Origin of the sequence: Pedobacter cryophilus (assembly GCF_005116455.1) — a bacterium.
Taxonomy (GTDB): domain Bacteria; phylum Bacteroidota; class Bacteroidia; order Sphingobacteriales; family Sphingobacteriaceae; genus Pseudopedobacter; species Pseudopedobacter cryophilum.
In genome coordinates this window covers 127,819-151,158 of sequence record NZ_SWBP01000001.1, presented here as the reverse complement: position 1 = coordinate 151,158, position 23,340 = coordinate 127,819, and the positions used below count along the sequence as shown (strand labels likewise).

Sequence of the window (23,340 nt, the reverse complement as noted above, 5' to 3'; positions counted from 1 at the left end):
TTATTTCCAAAATATCGGCAATATAAAATATTTTTGTTCGTATTAATTTCGATTATTTAAAAACACCATCTTGAAGTTTCCTTATAAACAGTGTACTATTTTTTTTAGCTCTTTAATTTGCTTCATGATGTGGAGTTGTTCCGCTAAGAAAGAAGGACCAAAAGTTCGTTTCATGAAAAATGTAACGGCTCACTATAACATATATTTTAATGCCAATGAACTTCTAAAGGAAAGTGAACAGACTATTAAGAAATCTTTAGAAGATGATTTTAATCTGATTTTAGCGATATTTCCAATTCCTAATGAAGAATCTTCGGCAAATGAAACGGGAAATTTAAATGAAGTTATAAAAAAAGCGAATACCATTGCAATAGATAAATATGAAAGTAATTGGTTAGATGATTCTTATTTACTATTGGCTAAAGCCGAGTATCTAAAAGGTGATTTTTATAATGCAGTTGAGTATTACAGTTATGTAGGATCAACTTTTCCGAAAGAGAAAAAGAATAAATTAGCCGCATATTTAGGGCAGGTTAAAAGCGATTTTGCTTTAAATAACGCTGTAGAGGCAGATTCTGTACTTAAATTAGCGGTTCAGCTAGATTATAAATATTTTAAAGATGAGGTGGAAGCCGCTCAGGCTCAATTGGCTTTAAATAAAAATGATATTAAAGAAGCAATACTTCATTTAGAAAAAGCGGTTAATCTAACTCGTAATAGCTATAACAAAATAAGATGGAGATATATTCTTGCGCAATTACAAGAGTTAAATAACGAACCTGATGAAGCCTACAAAAACTACTTAAAAATTGCAAAAAGTAATGCTTCATTTGAAATGTCTTTTAATGCCAATTTAGCAAGCATAAGAATTAATGAAAATGCCGACGGAAAGCAATTTAACAAGATTGCAACTTTAAAAAAGCTTTTAAAAGAAGATAAAAACAGAGAGTTTAAAGAACAAATTTATTATCAAATAGCAATAGCTCACAGTGAAATAAGACAATTTGATAAAGCAACAGAATATTTTCAAACATCAGCACATACGGTGCCGGGTACGGTTAAACAAAAAGGATTAAGTTTTTTGAAACTGGCTCAGCTTAATTTTGATTCGTTAAAAAATTATACCCAAGCCCAACTTTATTACGATAGCACTCTACAATATCTTCCTAAGAATTATCCGGATTATAAGAATATCGCTATAAAAGCCAATAACTTAAAATATTTGGCAGATAGACTTACGATTATAGAAACTCAAAAGAATTTATTGCAATTGGCTAATTTGTCTGATAAAGAGATTGATGAAAAAGTTGATCAATTGTTTAAAGAAAAACAAGATGCTTTAGTAGCGCAACCAACTCCTTCAAATACTGCTTCGATAGATAATAATACGCCTGTTTTAAATCCTAATCAGTCTGGCGGGAATTTTTATTTTTATAATGCTGCGGCTTTAAGTCAGGGATTAAATGAATTTAAGAAAAGATGGGGCAATAGGAAATTAGCAGATAATTGGCGAATAAGCACCAATAGTTTAGCTAATGATGTTGCTAAGAATCCGATAAATAACGGCTTAGCAAATACCGCAGCTACAATTTCTGTAAACATGGATTCGCTAAAAGCTGATTTTTTGAAGACATTACCCTATAGCCCAGGAGCAAAGCAAAGTGCAAATTCTAAAATATCTACCGCACTTTATGAAATCGCAATTTTTTACAAAGATGTTTTGAAAGATAATTTTGAAGCTGCGGAGGCTTTAGAAGCTTTAATTATCAATTATCCTAATGATACCAATGCAGCAAGCATTTATTATCAACTCTACAGGTTGTTAGAAAGTACTGATAAAAATCGTTCTGAAAATTTTAAAACTCAATTGCTCCAAAAATATCCTAATTCGGTTTTTGCCAAAACAATTTCAGATCCCAATTTTGGTAAAGATGAAGAGCTATCGGATGAGAAAGTTAAACTGTATTACACTAGTTTATATGAGCTTTATCAGCAAAAAAAGTACAATCAGGTATTGCAACAAATTACGTTATTGCAAGATAGTTTGGGCTCTTTTAGAAAATTAGAACCTCAGTTTGCTTATTTAAAGGCATTGGCTTTAGGTAATACACAAAAATTACCTCCATTTTTAGCCAGTTTAAATGATATCGTAATTAAATATCCTGAGAATACAGAAGTTACCCCGTTAGTAAAACAACAAATAGCATTTATAACAAGCAATAGAAGTGTTTTTGATCAAAGACCAACGGCTCTTTTGGCTTATGATGGAAATGAGCAGTTGGCAAAAAATCAGGAGATTTTGAATATTCCTAAAGTAGAGCAGCCGCAACCTTCAACGGTTGCGCCACCTAAAGTAGAAACTATAAAGGAGGTAAATGATAAACCAGTTTTAGCAGTTGCCAATAAACCAGTTGAATTGGTTTCAGAAAAAAAAGAAGCTAAAAAGGAATTAGACGATAAACCAGTTTTAGCAGTTACAAATAAATCAGTTGAAATAGTTCCAGAAAAAAAAGAAGCTGTTGTATTTGTGCCCGAGAAGCCTAAAGGAATAATTTTTAATGCCAATACCAGACAAAGACATTTTATAGTTATTGATATAACAGATCCAAAGGTGAATGTTGCACAACCTTTTTCTCGGCTATCTCAATATTTTTATTCTAAATTTGACCCTTCAAAGGTTAATTTGGTAATTAGAGTTGTAGGGCAAACAGATAAATTTATTATCGTTAGTGGTGATTTTTACGCTAAAGCTGATGCTGATAAAATAGCAAGCGAATTAGACGAGAATTTGCCTAAAATTATGGAAGGGCAAGCCGCAAAGTATATCAAATTTGTTGTTTCTGAAACCAATTTAAATTTACTTACCACCAGAGAAGCCATAGAACAATATGTCAAATCTATTTCAGAAAAAAAATAATGCAAAACAAAGAAACTCTTCATAAAAACGAAATCTCATCATTTAATAAATCCTTTTGGAAGCTAGTTATTGGGTTTGTAATATTTATAGCATTAATAATTACGGTAACCGGTTTTGGATTATTTGGAGACCTTCCTTCATTTCGGGATCTTGAAAACCCTAAAAGTAACCAAGCATCAGTAATTTATACCGTAGATAAAGTAGAGTTGGGGAATTATTTTGTGCAAAACAGGTCTAATATCAGGTATCAAGATATTTCTCCAAACGTAATCAACGCTTTAATTGCCACAGAAGATGTAAGGTTTAAAGATCATTCTGGAATAGATTTTAAAAGAACTTTTTCTATCGTTTTTTATAACCTGATAGGTAAAAAACAAGGTGCAAGTACCATTACACAGCAATTGGCATTAAATCTATTTTCTGAAGAGGGCAGGGCAAAATCTGCTTGGAAAAGAATTCCACAAAAATTGAAGGAATTAATTGTGGCTATTAAATTAGAGCGTAATTACACCAAAGAAGAAATTATTACGATGTACTTAAATACCGTAGATTTTGGAAATAACTCATTTGGAATAAAAGCAGCAGCCAGAACTTATTTTAGTACAACACCAGGTAAATTATCGCCTGCTCAAGCAGCAACTTTAGTAGGTATTTTAAAAGGCGTTACGCTTTACTCTCCAACTAGGAATCCCGATAGGTCTTTGGCCAGAAGAAATCTTATTTTGAGTAAAATGGTTGATGAAGAGTTTATTACCGAAGAAGAATATCAATCAGCAAAAACAACCGATTTAGCGCTACAATTTAGACCAACCAATCATAACGAAGGACTTGCAACCTATTTTAGAACGATCTTGAAACAAGATATTCAAAAAACTTTTCAAGATTTATCTATTTCAAAAGCTGATGGCACTCCTTATGATTTAGATAGAGACGGATTAAGAGTTTATACCACTATAAATTCTAAAATGCAGAAATATGCAGAAGAAGCTCAAAGAACTTATATGAAAGATCTTCAGCAGCAATTTAATAAGCATTGGAAAGGGATGAATCCTTTTAAAGGAAATGAAGCGTTACTTACTCAAGGCATGCGAAGGTCTGATAGATATATCAATCTTAAAGAAAGTGGAAAAACAGAAAGTGAGATAAAAGAGGAATTTAATACTCCGGTAAAAATGGAGATTTTTAGTTGGAGAGGAAATATTGATACCACCATGACTCCCATGGATTCCATAAAATACTATAAAATGTTTTTAAGAAATTCTATGATGGCGATGGACCCTTCAAATGGAGAGGTAAGAGCTTGGGTAGGAGGAATAGATTATGAGCATTTTAAGTATGATCAGGTGAAAATGGGAACCAGACAAGTGGGCTCAACAGCAAAACCTTTTACTTATGCTGTGGGTATAGATAATGGCTATTCTCCTTGTTACCAAGTAAATAATGTGCCATATACCGTTACTGGTTTTGGAGAACCATGGACGCCAAGAGGGTTCAATTCTATTCCCGGTTATCTTCCTCTGCGCAAAGCATTGGCAAATTCTCAAAACTATATTACGGCATGGGTGATGCAGCAAGTAGGGCCAACAGCAGTTTCTACTTTGATTAAAAGAATGGGGATTACTACGCCGGTGCCTCCTTATCCTTCTATTGCATTAGGTTCTTTTGAAGCTTCTGTTTATGACATGGTTGGTGCTTACGGTACTTTTGTAAACCATGGCGTTTGGACAGAACCTATTTATTTAACCAGAATAGAAGATAAAAATGGAAATGTGCTTTATGAACGTAAACCCAAAGTGGTGCAGGCATTGAGTGAACAAACAGCATACGTAATGACTTATATGTTAAAAGGTGTAGTAGAAGAAGGAACTGGTGTGAGAATGCGATATAAATATGGCTTAAACAACCCAATTGGAGGAAAAACAGGAACAACTAATGATAATTCTGATGGCTGGTTTATGGGAATTACTCCACAGCTTGTTGGAGGTGTTTGGACAGGCTGTGAAGACAGAGCCATACATTTTAGAAGTACCAATTTAGGAGAAGGAGCCAATACCGCTTTGCCAATATTTGCGCTATTCTTAAAAAAAGTATATGCTGATAATTCTTTAGGGATTAAAAAAGGAGATTTTACGCCACCTAAAGGAGGCAATACCATTACATTAGATTGTAACCAATATCAAAATCAAGAAAGTGGGAAATCATCTACTTTAGATGATAGGTTAGGATTCTAAAAACATCATTTTAATTTAGGAGAACCACCTTATGGTGGTTTTTTTAATTTTGCCAATCTTATGTTCGATTATAAATCTGCAATTAAAAATATCCCTCATAAACCGGGTGTATATCAATACTATGATGTGCATGAAGAATTGATTTATATAGGGAAAGCAAAAGATTTAAAAAACAGGGTTAATTCATATTTTAATGGGGATAACTATAAGGTAAATGCAAAAACCAGAGTTTTAGTCAGTAAAATCAATAAAATAACTTTCACTATTGTTGATACCGAGATTGACGCTTGGCTTTTAGAAAATAGCTTAATCAAAAAGCATCAGCCACGGTATAACGTGATGCTTAAGGATGATAAAACTTATCCTTGGATAGTCATCAAAAATGAGAAATTCCCAAGAATACAATACACCAGAAGATTAGTGAAAGATGGTTCTAAATATTTAGGACCTTATCCTTCGGTAGGGATGATGCATTCTATTTTAGGATTAATTAAAGATACCTACCAACTCCGGACTTGTAATTTGCAGCTTACGCCTGAAAATATTAGGGCAAAAAAATTTAAGGTTTGTTTAGAATATCAGATAGGAAATTGCAAAGGCCCTTGTGAGGCTTTACAAAGCGAAAATGATTACAATGTTTTTATAGAAGAGATTAAAGATATTTTAAGCGGAAAAATTTATACTGTTTTAAAGGCTTTAAAAGAGGAGATTAACCAAGAATCTGCTTTGCTTAATTTTGAAGCGGCACATCGTTTACAAAGAAAATATGAGCTTTTAGAAAAGTATCAGAGCAAATCTACCATAGTAAATTCATCCATAACCGAAGTAGATGTTTTTAGCATTGCATCTGACGAGAAAATAGGCTTTGTAAATTACCTAAAAGTGATGCATGGCACCATTATCCAAACTCAAACTTTAGAAATAAAGAAAAAGTTAGATGAATCTGATGAAGAATTACTGTCTATTGCGATTTCAGAATTTAGGACAAGATTTCAAAGCCAATCTAAAGAAATCATAGTTCCATTTGATTTAGAATTGGATGATGCAAACGTGAAGTTCACCGTACCAAAGCAGGGAGAAAAGAAAAAGCTATTAGAACTTTCACAAAAAAATGTTCATTTCTTTAGGAAAGACAGGATAGATCAATATGAAAAATTGAATCCCGAGTTTAGAACAGATCGTTTGCTTACGCAGATGCAAAAGGATTTGCGATTAATTGAATTGCCAAGGCATATAGAATGTTTTGATAACTCAAATTTTCAAGGTGATTATCCGGTTTCGGCTATTGTGGTTTTTAAGGATGCAAAACCTTCTAAAAAAGATTATCGGCATTTTAACGTAAAAACGGTAGAAGGGCCTAATGATTTTGCCACCATGGAAGAAGCTGTTTATAGAAGATATAAGCGCTTATTAGAGGAAGGAGAACCTCTGCCTCAATTGGTAATTATTGACGGTGGTAAAGGGCAGCTATCATCAGCTGTAAAGAGTTTAAAAAAGTTAGAAATTTTTAATCAGCTTACTGTAATTGGTATTGCAAAAAGATTAGAGGAGTTGTATTATCCTGGAGACCAATACCCATTGTATTTAGATAAAAAATCTGAAACGTTAAAAATTATTCAACAGTTGAGAGATGAAGCCCATAGATTTGGAATTACCTTTCACCGCAAAAAAAGAGATCAAGGGACATTAAAAACCGAGCTAGAATTAATAGAAGGGATTGGTAAAACTTCAGCCGATAATTTATTGAAGCATTTTAAATCGGTTAAAAAAATAAAAGAGGCAGAAGAAACAGAATTGTTAAAAGTGGTAAACACCAAGCAAGCAAAGGCCATTTTAAACTTCTTCCAACAGAAAAGCCCTCTCTAAATAGAAAGGGCTTTTGGTATAAATTTAAATTTTAGATTTAGTGTTGCCACATATCCTGCTCATATTGAATCAAAGATTTCTTAATTCTATCTGCTTCTAATAATTTGTCTAAACCAGATTTAAGATCTGGTCTGTTAGCCAACTTATAACCATCTGGGTTAGACTCCTCAATAATTAAACTTGAAAAATAGCGAAGTTGAAAAACATCATCAAAACTGTATCTAATTTTTTCATTAGGATGATATACATTGAATTTGCAGATGTAATTTCTGATGGTAGGGTAGTTGACATAAAATAAACCAACCATTCCATCACCAGTTTCTCCTAATTTAACATTTGGATCTTTAAGTTTTGGAACATTTGCCGAAGCTGCCGCAGCCCCAGGAACAATAAATCCTATAGCAACTATAAAAGATTTAAGTTCAGAACGATTAGTATCAAAGTACCAATCTTCAACCAATCTTAACCCACATTTAGCTAATAATTCTTGATCTGAGAATTGTAAAGCAAATCCTAATCCTGCAGATGCATCAGACTTTGTTAATAACGTGTTATAGTCAATTAATTCCTCTACTCTTCCAGTACTTGGGTTCCAAGATTGGTAAGCTTCTACATTAGCTGTAGAAATCCCTCTTAATAATACAGTTAAAAAATTTCTATTTGTATCAACAGGAACAAGGTATCTGTTTGCAGGATCAGCAAAGTAAATATCTCTAGAGACTCTCTTTGCGAAAATTACATCATCACTCTTAACATTTGGTAATGCAGGAGCACAGTTTTGCACAGATTTACCCAAATCTTTTTCCCTAAGTGCTTTTTCAGCTTCTGATTTCTGAAAAATAGAGTAAATAGGCATAGTCTTAGGCTTGTCTGATTCTTTTTGAGCAAATAATTGAATGGTCAAAAAGAAAAGTAGTGATGTGATGCTAATTTTTTTCATGTTATCTCCCTATTGATATACTAACTGGACTTTCAAGTGTTCTGGTTGTACCATCTTCTCCTGCAACTACAATACTCTGGAAGTTGATTACATCACCCGGGTTTAAGCTTGCGATGTTTTGCTTTATACTTCCAGAAAAATTACCATCATTTGATTGATAAAACAATGGATCTTGTCTTGGTCTTGTGATAAATAAATTAAATTTAATTACTCTAAATTTTAAATCAAAGTCAAAATCTTTTAATTCAGCCTCCAATAAATTGGTTCCTCTTGCCGAAGCAGATGAAATTTGTCCTGATGCTTTACCTGCAAACGTGGCAATAGGATTAGGAACTTTTTTGATCCTAAATTTTGTAGCTCCCAAAACTTGAGATTTACCTGGTTCAATCTCTGCTGAAACTGTAACAGTAGCTTCAGTTCCGCTACTCACCTTTACAACATAATTACCGTTTGAGCCGCTAATTGAACCCCCGCTTACACTTACTTTTAATTTTTCTTTAGCAATACCAGGCGCAGAAACAGAAACAGGGTTATTCACTCCCATGTAAAATACATTCATTTTATCTGGAGAAACCACAGCTGATGGTCTGGCAACTTGATACTCTATAGGATCTGTAGTAAAAGATTTAATTTCTCCTGAAGTTGGATCTTTAAAAGAAACAGTACCCGTCCATTTGTAAACACCTTCTTTCGTTCCGCCTGATTTGTAGGTAGCAACACCGTTTTCAGAAGGTAAAGAAGAACCATTTACTGATGCTGTAATTGGAATACTTGAACTTGAAGCTGTTAAAAAAACATCAGCCTCATAAGTTTGTCCGGCTAAAATATAGCTACTTTTAGCTACTGCTACTGCTTTATATGAATCTACAACTCCACCACCAGTAGTTTCTTGGTATAGTTTGTTAATTACGTAAGCTTCGGCATTCTTTACATCGTTTTGAAACTTAGAAAGTAAAGTAATGGTAGATGTTAGAGGTTTGCCTTCCCCAAAATTATAATCAGCCCAAGTTTGTTTTCCTTTGGTGCTTGGATTTATCTTCGGCCAAGATAATTCTAACCCAATTGCCTTTGGTGTTTGGCCAACTAACTTACCCAGTTTTAAAGCAGCGTCTTCAATTTTTTTCTGTAAAACATCTGCTTTTTTCTTTTCAACAAGTTCTTTGTGTGAAATACCTAAATCATCTCTTTTCTTTAAATCGCCTAAATCATCAAGGCCATCTGTCATGGTGATGAGTTCTTTCTTTAGCTTTTCTATTTCCTCAACAAGACCGTCACCTATTTTTTTAGCTTCTTTGGCTTTATTAAAATTTACTTCTGCTTTTTTAGGAGCGTTATTATAATAGTTTTGGAATAATGTCATGATGAATTTTAAACGATCATTCATGTTGTCATTACTCTTTTCTAAACCATCTCTTACTGTTTTAAAGGCATCTAATACAGTATTACTTACGTTTAATGCTAACATTGCCATTAACACCAAGTACATAATACCAATCATCTTCTGCCTTGGGGTTTCCTTACCGCCTGCCATATCTTATTTTTTTAAAAGCGTATTTAAATTAATGAACAAAAGATTAAGCTCTAGGCTGATTCATAGCAGATAGCATATTGCCATAAACTGCATTTAGGCTGGACAAATTCTTAGAAAGTTTTGCAACTTCTTCTTTAAATTGCTTAGAATCGTCCATTGATTCATTAAAATTAGACATGGTTTGTGATAAGTTCTGGTAAAACTTATTCATTGATTTTAGGTGAGCACTAGAATCTTGTAATTCTAACTCATAAACTGCATTTAAAGCAGAAATACTCTTACCTAAAGTGTTTATTTGGTGATGATATTCTTTAGAACTTTGAGCAGCACCAGCAATTTCAGAAACTCCAGCAGTAGCTTGATCAAAAGCTGAACTCAAATTCACTGCTTTAGAAGATGCAGTTTTTAAATTGTCAGAGAATTCTTTGGTTGCTATAGAGGCATCTGCTGAATTTGATATGGAAGCAACCTTATTACTGAAATTGTCTAAACCTTCTTTGATTTTTGCAACTACATCATCACCTATTTTTAAATCAGGAAGACCACCACCAGCAGAACCTTTAATCTCTAATTCATTTAATTTAACAGCTTTAGTAGTGTCAATAGAAGCGCCGGCAAAATCTTCTGATAATTGAGGATATACTTTATCCCATTGAGGATCTTTATGAGGAGGAACAAATCCCATGATGAAAAATAAAACTGCTTCAGTAGCTAATCCAACTCCAATAATTAATTCGCCACCTGGCCAATGAAGGATTTTTGCCATTGCACCTACAATTACTACTGTAGCTCCCCAAGATATAACTGCATCAAGGGAAAATTTAAATTTCTTTTTTTGAGCCATTTTTTTAGACGTTTTTTTAAGTTTTGGATTGAGAATATTTGAATTTAAAAATTAAGGTTTCATTTTGCCTGGTTTATCTTTGATGTCTCGTCCTAAGAAAGGAGTAACACATCTAAAACCAATTGATGATCTTGCTGAATCTGGGTATTCGTAAGATTTTGCTGAATTCTGCAAGAAATAACCTATATCTTTCCAAGAGCCACCTTTAACAACTCTTCTTTTGTTATAATCAGGATCTCCTTTTTGAATGGCTTTATTAAATGATGGATTCATGGTGCTTACATAAGCAGATGCAGCATCATTATAAATAGAACTGGTCCATTCAGAAACATTACCTGCCATATTATATAAACCATAATCATTAGGGAAATATGATTTTACATAAACGGTAAAGGCGCCTCCATCATCAATGTAGTTTCCTCTTCCTGGCTTAAAGTTTGCCAATAAACAACCTTTAGCATTTCTTATGTATGGTCCACCCCAAGGATAACTTGTGCCTACTCTTCCGCCTCTGGCAGCATATTCATATTCCGCCTCAGTTGGTAAATCATAATCTAAACGAGCAGGTAATTTTTTAGAATTTTTGTAAGATTCATTTAATCTAGATCTCCATACTGAAAAAGCTTTTGCCTGTTCCCAATTTACTCCTACAACAGGGTAATTTGAGAAAGAAGGATGTGAGAAATATCCTTTTGCCATTGGGTCATTTTGTGCGTACGTAAAATCAGAAATCCAAACTAAAGTATCTGGATAAATAAAAGTTTCTTCTTTTACAATAAAACTATCTCTGGTAATAGATAAACCGTTTTTATTAAGGTTAGGATTTCTTGCTGCTCTGTAGTTTGCTGCTTTTTTAAAGTCTATCCAAGCATAATCATATTTAAGCTGCTCTACTTTTAATTCTTTTTTGTTAAAAAATTTTTCATTTCCATCATAATACATGGCTTTTTCAAGCTTAGGGCCTAAAGTTTTATCAGCCCAAATTCCTTTACCGGCTTGCATTGCTTTCCAGTTGATGTAACCGCTAGACTTACCACCTTTAGATTTTAAAGTATATTTTGCTGGTTTGCCAACTTGATAATAAGCAATTGAATCTCTCACCCAGTTTACAAATTGTTTGTATTCGCTGTTTGAAATTTCAGTCTCATCCATGTAAAATGCCGAGATAGTAACTTGCTTGTTTTGAGGGAATTGCGAGATGGTCACATCTTGATCTACCTGACCCATAACAAAAGTTCCAGCCGGTATGTAAACCATTCCGTAGGGTAATTCTTGTTTAACAGTCTTTGCTCTGGTACCTATTAGCTCTCCTCTACCGTCGCCTTTTCCGCAACTAAATAGGGCAAAAGAGACCAGTATCAAAGACGATATGTATAAATTTCTCATGTGCATTTCAAGTTTTATTGTGTTTTAATTGTGCAAAAACGTTTCTAATATACAGAAATTCAACACTTCCAAGTAAAAAAAAATAATTTTAGCACCAATATTTATAAAACAAAAAGAATATTTCTAAATGTAAACTCCTAATGTTATAGTTGCAATACCTTTTAATAGGTATTTTTATTAATATAATTTTTATCGTAATACGTTATCATATTGATAAAGTTTCAAAAAAAAAGCAGCTAAAATTTTAGCTGCTTTACTAGTAGACAATTTGTAATCCAAATTATCTAACAGACTTAATATATTGTTCAATGGCCATGGTCATAGATGGCGCTTCTGGTGTAGGAGCGGGGATATCTAAGATTAAACCAGCATCTAAAATTGCTTGTTGTGTAGTTTTTCCAAATGCCGCTATGCGTGTGTTGTTTTGTTTAAAATTGGGGAAATTTATAAGCAATGATTGCACACTTGATGGACTAAAGAAAACTATAATATCATAAAATACTTCTGCCAAATCAGACAAGTCTGATACCACCGTTTTAAACAAAACTGCAGGGGTAAAATCTATTCCCTGAGTTCTTAAAAAAGTTTCAGTTGCCTCTGCGGCCACATCTGAACAAGGGTATAAGAATTTTTCTGTGGTGTGTTTTTTTAATACCTCGGCTAAATCTTTTGGTGTTTGTTTGCCAAAAAATATTTTTCTTTTTCTGTATTGAATATACTTTTGAAGATATAATGCAATAGATTCTGAAATACAAAAATATTTCATTTCTGCCGGAACCTCAAATCGCATCTCTTCGCATACTCTAAAATAGTGATCAGCGGCATTTCTGCTTGTTAAAATTACAGCGTTAAAATCAGCAAGATTAACTTTTTCTTTTCTAATTTCCTTTGCTGGCACACCTTCAACATGAATAAATGATCTAAAATCGATTTTCAAATTTAGTGTAGCCGCTATATCATAATAAGGAGATTTCTCACTCTCTGGTGCAGGTAGCGTAACCAGTATACTTTTAACTTTCGTTTTTCGATCTTCCAAATTAATTTCCATAAGCACTATAAACTGATATTAATTGTTCTCGCAAATATCAAAATCGGACAAATTTCAAGAGCGCAAAGATAAAGAATTAAATAAAATTTTGATAACCTGTAGTTTAATAAAATATTAATTGTAATTCTGGTAAACTGAATCGCAATAATGATCAGTAAAAAAGCGGTAAATAACCAAAAAACAGTGTATTGATGTTCTAAATTTATAAGACTTAAGCAAAATGTTATCGGTAATAAAACAAATAATAAATTAAAATAAGTGAGGTAAATAATATTGGTATACTCTCTAACTAACTTTTGAACTTGAAATACGATGCCTAAAAATCTAACCATCAAAATTTTCAACCCAAAAAATATAAATACAGAGAAAGAAACCAATAAAAAAGTATAAAAATCTGTCGCTGTACTGGAAGCTTTGGTTTTATACAGTATTAAACAGGTAAATAGGCCTACTGTAAATGAAAAAATGAGGTAAAGAAAAAGAAACTGCCATGACATGAATATGTTATCTTCTTTGTTAATCTGATGCAGGGTTCTGTTATCATAAAAAGCTTTAAAAATTAGATCTACCTGTTTTTTAAATGCAATTTTTACAATACCAAAGAATACAAATAGTAAAACAATAACTAAAAAGAACCAAATGGGCATTTTACCGATATATTCACCAGTACCAAAATTGCTTTTTTTAATTTTTACAGATTTTGCTGGGGTCAGTAAATAAGGATCGGTAATAATTACTTTTTTCAGCAGATCTTCTATAAACGGATTGGGTCTGTTGGGGTCTGGTTTTAGGTATTGATAGGTTAAAGAATCTCTTAAAAATGTTTTTCTAGCCAATGTTGCAGAGTCTGGAAGGAATCTATTTCTAATGGTTGAGGTTTGGAAGCTGTCTCTTTTTAAAAGTGTAGAATCTTTTTGTACATCTGCAAAGCCCGTTAAAGCAAAACAAAACAAGAATGATACAAAAAATAAAAATCTCATGAATTAAAAGTAACTGATGATCCCAAAATGGATTTTCCCCTTCTGCAAATCTACAGGAATATTTTTTTGTTTTCCCAATGCGTAATTTAAAGATGCAATACCCACTTTGGTTTGAAAATTAATTCCTAAACCAAAACCTAATGGATGATCTTTAGATTGCTGATTAATAAAGTCTTTTTTGATAAAACCTTGATCATAGAATGCGCTTAAGTAAGAGTTTTTTTCAATAATATACCTAAACTCCAAAGTTTGAACAATAAAGCTGCTCACATTTAAAGATTGCTCATCAAAACCTCTTAAAGTTTTAAAGCCACCAATTCTAAAGCCTTCATTTTCAAATAAATTGCTTCCGCTGAGGTAAGAAGCTAGGGTGCGTAAATAAAACGAAGAGCGATTGCTCATTTTAATATAGTTTTTTAAATCTGTTGTTATTTTGATTTGAACAGGTGCTTTTGCCCCAAAGTAATCATTAGGATTAAAATTTTCTGTCGGGCTAATTTTTCTGTTTCCTACGCCGGTCTGCAAAATAAAATCGAAGCCTTTTAAAGGCGTTATTTTATCATCTAACTTTATATAATTTCCTAAAAGGCCATAAAAAGTAGATTTAATATTGGCAAATGTGGGTATTCCTGATGGAGTATTAAGTTGATTAGCGACTTGATTTCCGTTAAAATTCTCTAAAAAAAAACTTAGTTTTTGATAAGTATTAAAGTGATAACTAAATGCAATTTTTGAAGTAAGATTTAAAAAACTGGTATCTCTTTTAAAAAGTTGAAAATCAAAATCAAAACCAATTTGACTCCTAAATAAATACGGGTATTTTAGTTTGATAGCTAATTCTTGCGATTGTGAGGGTAAGCCTCGATAATTAAAATCGAAAGATTCGCCACTTTTTAAAGCATTTTGTAAACTCAGTTTAAAATCTCCGGTAAGTTGTAATTTTCCGTTGTTTGAATTGGGTAAAAAACCAATTATTCCGTCAAACTGATTTGCATTTTGCTTTTCTAAGAAGATATTAATTTTAGCTTTTTCTCCAGCAAAAACAACTTCCGAAGGCTTAGGGATACTTACAAAAGCTAAATCACGCAGCTTTTTATCTAATAGTCTGATTTTTTCTTCGTTATAGTTTTGATTTTTTTTAAGCCCCAAATAAGAAGTTAAAAAGCCCTGATTTATTTTAGCATTTCCCACTAATCTTAGCGTATCAATAATTATTTTTTGATTAGGGTTGCTAAATATTTTTGCAGAGATGGCATCTGATTCTACTTTTAAACTATCTAGCCAAACTTCGGCAAAGGGATAACCATTGTTTTCATAATGGCTTAAAAGGTTTTCGTAAATCTTAGTTAAAGTTTGTAAGGGTAAAGCTCTTCTTTTCTCCAATTTATCTTTTAAATCAGCCGCAATAATTACATCTTGACTAATATTTCCATTTTTAAAATAAATGCCTTTAGTTAAATCTCCGGTAATAATTTCAGCATTTAAAGTGTCTTTATTCCATTTTAAAGAGGCAACATCTGCATTAAAATAGCCAACAAATTGTAAAGCCGAAATTTCTTTTTTTATCGCCTTAAAGGCTGATAATGAATCTGTAAAATTTTGAAAAGTAGTTTTATTTAAGGGTTTAGGTAAACCCGAAATTTGAAGAATTATCTTTTGATTTTGCGCAAAACAAATACTTGTAAAAAAAACAAATAATGCCGTAAAAGCAATTCTCATCCTTACCTTTTGCCAAATCAAGCCTAAAATTAGCTTTATATCATCGAAGAAAAAAATGACGAAGCTTATACATCTAAGAATTGCCATTTATTTAAGCATTTACCAGATTTACGTACTTTCGTAAAATGGCAGGTATTTATATTCACATCCCTTTTTGCAAGCAGGCTTGTCATTATTGCGATTTTCATTTTAGCACTTCATTAAAATATAAAGATGAAATGCTTCAATCTATCATCAAAGAAATTGGGTTACAGCAAAATTATTTGGGCAGTCAAACTATAGAAACGGTTTATTTTGGTGGAGGAACGCCTTCTTTATTAACTGGAGATGAGGTTTCTAGGATTATCGAAGCCATTCAAACTCAATATGATTTGTCTAAAATGCCTGAGGTTACTTTAGAAGCAAATCCCGATGATTTAAATCTTCAAAAATTACGAGAGTTTAGAAACACCAGCATCAACCGTTTTAGCATTGGCGTACAATCTTTTTTTGATGAAGATTTAAAGTGGATGAATAGGGCTCATCAGGCTAACGAAGCAGAAAGTGCCATAAAAAGGGCGCAAGATTTTGGTTTTGAGAACATCACTATCGATTTAATTTACGGCTATCCTTTGCTAACCGACCAAAAATGGGAACAGAATATTCAAAAAGCCATTCAGTTTCAAATTCCGCACATTTCATCTTACAGTATGACGGTGGAGCCAAAAACGGCATTGGCTAATTTTATAAATACAGAAAAACAGAAGCCTTTAGATGATGCCCAAAGTGCAGCTCAGTTTCAAATATTAATGGCCGAATTGGCGGCCAATGGGTTTCAACATTATGAGATCTCCAATTTTGCTAAGCCTAATCAATTTTCAAAACACAATACAAACTATTGGAAAGGGGTTCATTATTTAGGAATTGGTCCTTCGGCGCATTCTTTTAATGGCGAAAGCCGGCAATGGAATATTGCCAATAATGCCAAGTATTTAGCAGAATTAGCAACCAAAAAAATCCCTTTTGAAATGGAGACGCTAAGCTTAAACGATAGATTTAATGAATACATTATGACCAGTTTAAGAACCATGTGGGGAATAGATTTGAGAAAGGTTAATCATGATTTTGACTCTCAAATAAAAGACAAATTATTGGCTGCTGCCGATGAATACCTCTCTAAAAATTGGTTGGCTTACGCCGATGAAAAACTGATTTTAACCCAAGAAGGTAAACTCTATGCCGATTTAATAGCTTCAGAATTATTTATTACCGAAAATGAATTTTAAGAATAAAATTGTTTGGATTACCGGAGCTTCATCTGGTATTGGCGAAGCTTTAGTTTATGAGTTAAACCAGCAAGGGGCAAAGCTCATTATTTCTTCTCGCAAAGCTGAGAGCTTATACAAAGTAAAACAAGGATGCAAAAAAAATCTTTTAGATATTCACGTTTTACCTTTGGATTTAGAGCAAAAGCCATTTCTTTTTAGCAAAGCTGATGAAGCTTTTAAAATTTACGGTAGGATAGATATTTTAATTAATGCAGGTGGAATTAGTCAGCGATCTGAAGCTGTAGAGACAGAATCTACGGTAGAAGAAAAAATTATGGATACTAATTTTTGGGGGACTGTAAATTTGAGTAAGGCATTGCTCCCAAAAATGATAGACCAGGGAAATGGGCATTTGGTTGTTTTGAGTTCTTTGGTAGGTAAGTTTGGCACACAATATAGAAGTACCTATTCGGCATCTAAACATGCTTTACATGGTTATTTTGATTCGTTAAGATGCGAGGTTTATGATAAAGGAATTACTGTAAGTATCATTTGCCCGGGCTTTGTAAAAACTAATGTGAGCATCAATTCTGTAACTGCAAATGGTGGTAAATACGGAATGATGGATACTAACCAAGAAAACGGAATAAGTGCCAGTGAATGTGCTACTAAAATTTTAGAAGCTGTTGACGCTAAAAAAGAAGAAGTTTTAATAGGAGGAAAGGAAAAGTATGGCGTATTTATTAAAAGGTTTTTCCCAAAGTATTTCTCAAAAATGATTAGGAAGAGAAAAGTGATTTAGAAAATTCAAGTTTTTGGTTATCTAATATTTTTTTCAAATCCAAAAATCCAGCAGTTTTTTTTCTTCGTTAATTTCCCCAAACAAAGAAAAAAATAAAAATGAAAAAAATTATTGTAGCAGCATTTGCCTTAGTAGCTATAGCATTTGCACCAGAAACATTCGCTCAAAAAAATCCAATGGTAGGCGGAGCAGCAATGTACCCAACTAAAAATATTGTAGAAAACGCAGTAAATTCTAAAGATCATACCACTTTAGTTGCCGCAGTAAAGGCAGCAGGTTTAGTAGAAACTTTAGCTAGTGAAGGCCCGTTCACTGTGTTTGCGCCAACAAACGCAGCGTTTGATAAATTACCAGCAGGTACAGTAGGTACTTTGGTTAAGCCAGAAAACAAAGCAACTTTAACTAAAATTTTAACTTACCATGTAATTTCTGGTAAATACAGTGCAAGTGATGTAATGGCAGCTATTAAAAAAGGAAAAGGAACTGCAACTTTCACTACAGTTTCTGGCGGTAAATTAATGGCTTCTGTAGATGCAGGAAAAGTAAAGTTAACAGATGAAAACGGTGGTACTGCTTATGTAACTATTGCTGATGTTAACCAAAAAAATGGTGTGATACATGTTATTGATAGTGTGGTAACTCCAAAATAAATTTCAAAAAATTTTAAAGAAAGCTTCAGTGTAAACTGAGGCTTTTTTTTTGACAAAAATTTGCCTTACATTTAAATAATTAATGTTGTTGGGGACGATTTAAAAAATTTGTGCTTATTTTTCTTAGTCTAGAATGAAAAAAAAAATTGAGATTGCTTGTATCATAGATGATGATGATATTTATGTTTATGGAGTAAGAAAATTAATTCAATTAAAACAACTTTGTGAAAATTTAATGGTTTTTGGTAATGGGCAAGAGGCTCTAAATTATTTAAAGCCTATTATTAATACGCCAGATTTGTTGCCCGAAATTATTCTTTTAGACATTAATATGCCTGTAATGGATGGATGGCAATTTGTTGAAGAGTTTACTAAACTTCATTCAAATCCGGCTAAAAAAGTAACTATTTACATGATTAGCTCATCTGTAAACCCAAGAGATGTTGAGAGAGCAGAAGGAATTTCGGGAATTTCAAAATATATGATCAAGCCAATTACTTTAGATACGCTGATGAATATATTTCAACCTGTTTCCGTTAGTTAACTGGAGTGATCAACAATAACTTTCCAGCCAGATTCAAATTTTTGAACTATTAAAGTGAAAAAGCCTTTCGCTTCATCTTTTTCTTTCTTTATGTTCCAAGCACCTAAAACAAAGGCATGGGTTTTATCAATCATCTTGATTTCTTTAATATCAAAAGTTAAAAATCCCATAGAAGCCTTGTCAGGATAAAATTTCTTATAAGATTCTAGTGTTTTTTGCCATCCATAGTCGGGGCCACTTCTAGCAACAAAAAGTAAGGAATCAGATTTCCAATAACCTTGCATGTACGCTTCCATATCGCCTTTATTCCAGCCTGAGCGTTGTTGTTCTAATAAGTTTTTGATTTCATTTTCTTGAGCAAAACCAATATAGCTGCTCATTAACATGGCGAAAAACAGGATTAATTTTTTCATATTTTTATTTTGTTTTTTTTGATTTTGCAAGGTGCGTTAACGATTGAAGCGGCATCCTTTTTAGCTTTTTTGCTAAAAAGATACAGCGTAAAGCGTGTTTAAACGCCCTAATTAAACTAAATTAATTGACTTTAAATTACATTTGAATGCGCTTTAAACCTTCTATCTTTTATCCTCAAACGTTAAAATAATATGACAGCAATATAACCTTAAGAAAGAGTTTAGCCAAATTCAAACTTTTAACTTTAGAAAATCGTTAACAGAGTATAACAGAGCAAACATGAGAGGTTACGCTTTTTCACAATATATACCCAGCAATCTTCCTAAAGGAGGGTTTGAGGATCTTTTTAAGCTTTTTTTGGAGCTGCTAAATTATACCGCAGGAGATGCCAATGAGGCTTTAGACTGGATGAATGAGCTGGATAAGCAGCATAACATTACCAGTAAGGAGTATGGGATGGGCGATTTTATTGAGGATTTAAAAAATAAAGGTTATTTAAGCGATAATGAGCCCGATGGTGGTTTTAAAATTACTGCTAAAGCCGAACAAACTATTAGACAATCTGCTTTGGAAGAAATTTTTGGGAAGCTAAAAAAATCTGGAAAAGGGAATCATAATGCGCCACAATCTGGTACGGGAGAAGAAAAAAATGCTGATAGAAGGGAATATCAGTTTGGAGATAGTTCTGATCAGATAGATATGACGGCTTCTATTCAAAATGCGCAAATTAACCATGGAATTGGCGATTTTATGATGACAGAGCGTGATTTGGAGGTAGAAGAAAGGGATTATAAAACGCTAACATCAACCGTTTTGATGATTGATATTTCGCACTCGATGATTCTTTATGGTGAAGACAGAATTACACCAGCCAAAAAGGTAGCCATGGCTTTGGCCGAGTTGATTAGAACAAAATACCCAAAAGATACTTTAGATATTGTAGTTTTTGGTAACGATGCTTGGCCTATTACAATTAAAGATTTACCTTATTTACAAGTTGGGCCTTACCATACCAACACTTATGCGGGATTAGAATTGGCAGCTGACATTTTAAGGAGGCGAAAAACTCACAACAAACAAATTTTTATGATTACTGATGGTAAACCAACTTGCTTAAAAGAAGGTTTAAAGTATTATAAAAACAGTATTGGTTTAGATAAAAAGGTGGTGAACAAAACGCTCACTATGGCTGCGCAATGTAAAAGATTAAATATACCTATTACTACTTTTATGATTGCCCAAGACCCATATTTACAGCAATTTGTAAGGAAATTTACAGAGGTAAATGGAGGGAGAGCATTCTACAGTTCTTTAAAAGGATTGGGCGAATATATATTTGAAGACTACATTAAAAACAGAAGAAAAACGGTTCGTTAAAGATTTGAAAATTTGAAGACGCCTTTTTGGCTTATTAATTAAAAAAATACTACAGAAATAGATACATGAAAGATTTATTGCACATAAAAACATTAGGAGATTTAAAAAAATCAGGTTATCAAAGTCGCTCAATTAAAGACGAGTTGAGACAAAATTTGATTACCAGGTTAAAACAAAAAGACTTAGGTTTTGAAGGAATTATTGGTTTTGAAGATACCGTAATGCCAGATTTACAAACAGCTATATTAAGCAGGCACAATATCTTGTTATTGGGTTTAAGAGGGCAGGCTAAAACCCGTATTGCCAGGTTAATGGTGAATTTATTAGATGAATATATACCTTATATAGCCGGAACCGAGTTGTTTGATGATCCATTAAACCCAATTAGCTGGGCTGGAAAAAATACCATCGAGATTCATGGAGAGGAAACTCAGATAGCTTGGTGGCACCGATCTGAAAGATATACCGAAAAGTTAGCCACACCAGATGTAACCGTTGCCGATTTAATTGGTGATGTAGATCCTATAAAAGCAGCTACACAAAAACTGAATTATTCTGATGAAAGAGTGATTCATTTTGGATTGATTCCGAGAGCACACCGTAGTATTTTTGTGATTAATGAATTACCCGATTTACAAGCCAGAATACAGGTTGCTTTGTTTAATATTTTGCAGGAAAGAGACATCCAAATTAGAGGATTTAAACTAAGATTACCTTTAGATGTACAGTTTGTATTTACTGCAAACCCAGAAGATTATACCAACCGTGGTTCTATTGTAACCCCTTTAAAAGACAGAATTGAAAGCCAGATTTTAACGCATTATCCAAAATCTATAGCCATTTCAAGAAAAATTACGCAGCAAGAAGCTTCTATCACACCAGATCAAAAAGCAATTGAGGCAGATGGTTTGGTAAAAGATTTGATTGAGCAAATTGCTTTTGAAGCCCGTAATTCAGAATATATTGATAAAAAATCTGGAGTTTCGGCTCGTTTAACCATTTCTGCTTATGAGAATTTAATTTCACATGCCGAGCGTAGAATGTTAATTAACGGCGATAGCTCTACCGTTGTTCGTATCAGCGATTTTTTAGGGGTAATTCCTGCTATTACCGGTAAAATAGAATTAGTTTATGAAGGTGAATTAGAAGGGCCGGCAAAAGTGGCCAATATTTTAATTGGAAAAGCGATTAAAACTTTATTGCAAACCTATTTCCCCGATCCAGAAAAGACTAAAAAAGCAAAAACTGCCAATCCTTATACCGAAGTCATCAACTGGTTTGCTAATGGAAATAGTTTAAATTTATTAGATGATATTTCTGATCAGGAATATAAAAAGCTTTTAAATACCGTTCCTGGATTAAAAGAGGTAGTAAAACTTTTTCATCCAAAAATAAGTGCGAATCAGCAATTGTTGTTAATGGAGTTTGTTTTACATGGTTTAGCCGAGTTTTCTATGGTGAGCAAAGGTTATCTAGAAAAGGGTTTTGAATTTAAAGATATGTTTAATAGCCTATTTAGTTCAGAATTTGCCGATGATGATGAGGACGGTTTTGATGATAAGTATTAATTTGCAGCCGTTTATTAATATTTATTTTTAAAACATGGGTAGAGTTATTCCATTAATATTTGTCAGCATTTTACTGCTAATTTTTGATTTATACATTTATAAGGCTATTCTCAATATTTATCCAAGTTGGAGCAAAAAAAAGAAGAATAATTTTACTGCTATTTGGTGGGGATTCAGTCTTTTGTTAATTGCAGGCGTATTTATTAGTATTTTCTTTAATATTCAATTAGGGATAAGGGCAGTTTTATTGGTCGGCTTTTTTATCACGTTTGTCACCAAATTATCTTTCATCCCCATTCTTTTTATAGACGATATTAGAAGAAGCATTATTTGGCTTAAGAATAAGTTTAAAAAGGAACCTCAACCTAAACAGGAAACATCAACTCAAATTTCTCGGTCAGAATTTTTAGTTAAAGCAGGAATGGGCGTTGCTGCTATTCCTTTTGGGACTTTAACCTGGGGAATTGTTTCTGGTGCTTATGATTATCATGTTAAAAGACAAACGCTGTATTTTCCAAACCTTCCTAAAGAGTTTGACGGTATTAAATTGGGGCAACTTTCTGATATCCATTCCGGGAGTTTTTATAATCAAAAAGCAGTTGCTGGTGGCGTAGATATGCTCTTGAAAGAAAAACCAGATTTCATTTTCTTTACCGGCGATTTAGTAAACGGAAAGGCATCTGAAATGAGAGATTATCAAGATGTTTTTTCAAAAGTGAAAGCTCCTTTGGGCGTTTATTCTTCTTTAGGAAACCACGATTACGGTTTGTATGAAAAATGGCCAACCGAAAAAGCAAGATTAGATAATTTAGAAGCTATCAAAAAAGTGCATCAATTAATGGGTTGGAATTTATTGATGAATGAGCATAAAAGATTAAAAGTAAACGGACAAGAAATAGGAATTTTAGGAATAGAAAACTGGGGAGCCGGTCGTTTCCCTAAGTTCGGGAAAATGGAGGAAGCCATAAAAAACACCGATGATTTGGCTGTAAAATTACTTTTATCTCATGATCCCTCTCATTGGCGAGCAGAAGTTTTAGAGAAATATCCTCAAATTGATGCTTCTTTTGCTGGGCATACTCACGGTTCGCAATTTGGCGTAGAAACTGAATATTTAAAATGGAGTCCTGTTCAATACATATATAATGAGTGGAATGGCTTATATCAAGAAGGTAAACAGCAATTATATGTAAACGTGGGTTACGGTTTTATTGGTTACCCAGGTAGGGTAGGTATTATGCCCGAAATTACCATTTTTGAATTGCGCAAAGGCTAA

Annotated in this window: 18 protein-coding genes; 10 read left to right on the top strand and 8 right to left on the bottom strand. The window is 33.1% G+C overall.

The window, feature by feature from the left end; translation table 11 throughout:
• Positions 1-124 precede the first annotated feature (124 nt).
• The 3 genes from porW to uvrC are packed head-to-tail and all read left to right on the top strand — an operon-like array spanning position 125 to position 7,014.
• Positions 125-2,917, top strand: a complete 2,793-nt coding sequence (gene porW / locus FA046_RS00665; protein ID WP_136824437.1) for a type IX secretion system periplasmic lipoprotein PorW/SprE — start codon at positions 125-127, stop codon at positions 2,915-2,917.
• Entirely contained in the window at positions 2,917-5,148 is a 2,232-nt protein-coding gene (locus FA046_RS00660; protein ID WP_136824436.1) for a penicillin-binding protein 1A, read from the top strand. Before porW ends, FA046_RS00660 begins: the two co-directional genes overlap by 1 nt.
• A gap of 60 nt (positions 5,149-5,208) precedes the next feature.
• Positions 5,209-7,014: an excinuclease ABC subunit UvrC gene (uvrC, locus tag FA046_RS00655; RefSeq protein ID WP_136824435.1), complete on the top strand. Its 1,806-nt coding sequence runs from the start codon at positions 5,209-5,211 to the stop codon at positions 7,012-7,014.
• A 37-nt stretch (positions 7,015-7,051) separates the two neighbouring features.
• On the opposite strand, the gene FA046_RS00650 is transcribed toward uvrC, so the two are convergent.
• The 7 genes from FA046_RS00650 to FA046_RS00620 all read right to left on the bottom strand — a co-directional run bounded on the left by FA046_RS00650 (position 7,052) and on the right by FA046_RS00620 (position 15,462).
• A complete protein-coding gene (locus FA046_RS00650) occupies positions 7,052-7,954 on the bottom strand; it encodes a hypothetical protein (RefSeq protein ID WP_136824434.1) in 903 nt (300 codons plus the stop codon).
• A gap of 1 nt (position 7,955) precedes the next feature.
• Positions 7,956-9,485: a type IX secretion system motor protein PorM/GldM gene (gene porM / locus FA046_RS00645; protein ID WP_136824433.1), complete on the bottom strand. Its 1,530-nt coding sequence runs from the start codon at positions 9,483-9,485 to the stop codon at positions 7,956-7,958.
• Between the two features lie 43 nt (positions 9,486-9,528).
• Positions 9,529-10,329: a type IX secretion system motor protein PorL/GldL gene (gene porL, locus FA046_RS00640; RefSeq protein ID WP_136824432.1), complete on the bottom strand. Its 801-nt coding sequence runs from the start codon at positions 10,327-10,329 to the stop codon at positions 9,529-9,531.
• Between the two features lie 51 nt (positions 10,330-10,380).
• Entirely contained in the window at positions 10,381-11,715 is a 1,335-nt protein-coding gene (gene porK / locus FA046_RS00635; RefSeq protein ID WP_136824431.1) for a T9SS ring complex lipoprotein PorK/GldK, read from the bottom strand.
• A 280-nt stretch (positions 11,716-11,995) separates the two neighbouring features.
• A complete protein-coding gene (locus FA046_RS00630) occupies positions 11,996-12,763 on the bottom strand; it encodes a uroporphyrinogen-III synthase (RefSeq protein WP_136824430.1) in 768 nt (255 codons plus the stop codon).
• A gap of 5 nt (positions 12,764-12,768) precedes the next feature.
• A complete protein-coding gene (locus tag FA046_RS00625; protein ID WP_136824429.1) occupies positions 12,769-13,743 on the bottom strand; it encodes a DUF4271 domain-containing protein in 975 nt (324 codons plus the stop codon).
• A 3-nt stretch (positions 13,744-13,746) separates the two neighbouring features.
• A complete protein-coding gene (locus tag FA046_RS00620; RefSeq protein WP_169303274.1) occupies positions 13,747-15,462 on the bottom strand; it encodes a ShlB/FhaC/HecB family hemolysin secretion/activation protein in 1,716 nt (571 codons plus the stop codon).
• Between the two features lie 125 nt (positions 15,463-15,587).
• On the opposite strand from FA046_RS00620, the gene hemW reads away from it, so the two are divergent.
• From hemW to FA046_RS00600, 4 genes are all read left to right on the top strand, one after another.
• Positions 15,588-16,727, top strand: a complete 1,140-nt coding sequence (hemW, locus tag FA046_RS00615; RefSeq protein ID WP_136824427.1) for a radical SAM family heme chaperone HemW — start codon at positions 15,588-15,590, stop codon at positions 16,725-16,727.
• A complete protein-coding gene (locus FA046_RS00610) occupies positions 16,717-17,511 on the top strand; it encodes an SDR family oxidoreductase (protein ID WP_136824426.1) in 795 nt (264 codons plus the stop codon). Before hemW ends, FA046_RS00610 begins: the two co-directional genes overlap by 11 nt.
• A 98-nt stretch (positions 17,512-17,609) precedes the next feature.
• The gene (locus FA046_RS00605; RefSeq protein ID WP_205943584.1) at positions 17,610-18,161 is read left to right on the top strand and encodes a fasciclin domain-containing protein; all 552 of its coding nucleotides are present in this window, start codon (positions 17,610-17,612) and stop codon (positions 18,159-18,161) included.
• 133 nt (positions 18,162-18,294) lie between these two features.
• Positions 18,295-18,705 carry a response regulator gene (locus FA046_RS00600; RefSeq protein ID WP_136824424.1) on the top strand — a complete coding sequence of 137 codons (411 nt, stop codon included), beginning with the start codon at positions 18,295-18,297 and terminating at the stop codon, positions 18,703-18,705.
• Here FA046_RS00600 and FA046_RS00595 read toward each other — a convergent pair.
• Positions 18,702-19,148, bottom strand: coding sequence for a YybH family protein (locus FA046_RS00595; protein WP_225870850.1), 447 nt, complete (start codon positions 19,146-19,148; stop codon positions 18,702-18,704). The two genes, FA046_RS00600 and FA046_RS00595, sit on opposite strands and share 4 nt — an antisense overlap.
• A 250-nt stretch (positions 19,149-19,398) precedes the next feature.
• On the opposite strand from FA046_RS00595, the gene FA046_RS00590 reads away from it, so the two are divergent.
• From FA046_RS00590 to FA046_RS00580, 3 genes are all read left to right on the top strand, one after another.
• A complete protein-coding gene (locus tag FA046_RS00590; protein WP_136824423.1) occupies positions 19,399-20,496 on the top strand; it encodes a vWA domain-containing protein in 1,098 nt (365 codons plus the stop codon).
• Between the two features lie 65 nt (positions 20,497-20,561).
• Positions 20,562-22,064 carry an AAA family ATPase gene (locus FA046_RS00585; RefSeq protein WP_136824422.1) on the top strand — a complete coding sequence of 501 codons (1,503 nt, stop codon included), beginning with the start codon at positions 20,562-20,564 and terminating at the stop codon, positions 22,062-22,064.
• Between the two features lie 34 nt (positions 22,065-22,098).
• The gene (locus tag FA046_RS00580; protein WP_136824421.1) at positions 22,099-23,340 is read left to right on the top strand and encodes a metallophosphoesterase; all 1,242 of its coding nucleotides are present in this window, start codon (positions 22,099-22,101) and stop codon (positions 23,338-23,340) included.